Raw genomic sequence first — 259 nt, 5'->3', positions numbered from 1 at the left:
TTTGAAAACACTGTTACAGGTGGAGAAACCAGATATTGTAATTAATACATTTCCAATTATCGCTGTACCAGAATTGAAGAAACAAACAGGTATTTCAATTCCTGTCTATAACGTATTAACGGATTTTTGCGTGCACAAAATATGGATTCATCGAGAAGTAGATCGTTATATTGTTGCTACGAGTCATGTGAAAGAATTGATGGTTGATTTCGGTGTACTTGCGGACCAAATTGTTGAATCAGGAATTCCAGTTCGGAGT

Annotated in this window: 1 protein-coding gene; it reads left to right on the top strand. The window is 35.9% G+C overall.

Annotation, left to right across the window (positions count from 1 at the left end):
• The coding region (locus KVT27_RS25300) for an MGDG synthase family glycosyltransferase (RefSeq protein WP_483307989.1) at positions 1-259 on the top strand (259 nt) is incomplete at both ends.

The organism is Lysinibacillus sp. GbtcB16, from assembly GCF_019091145.1.
GTDB classification, from domain to species: domain Bacteria; phylum Bacillota; class Bacilli; order Bacillales_A; family Planococcaceae; genus Lysinibacillus; species Lysinibacillus fusiformis.
This window is presented reverse-complemented; position numbering and strand designations above follow the sequence as displayed.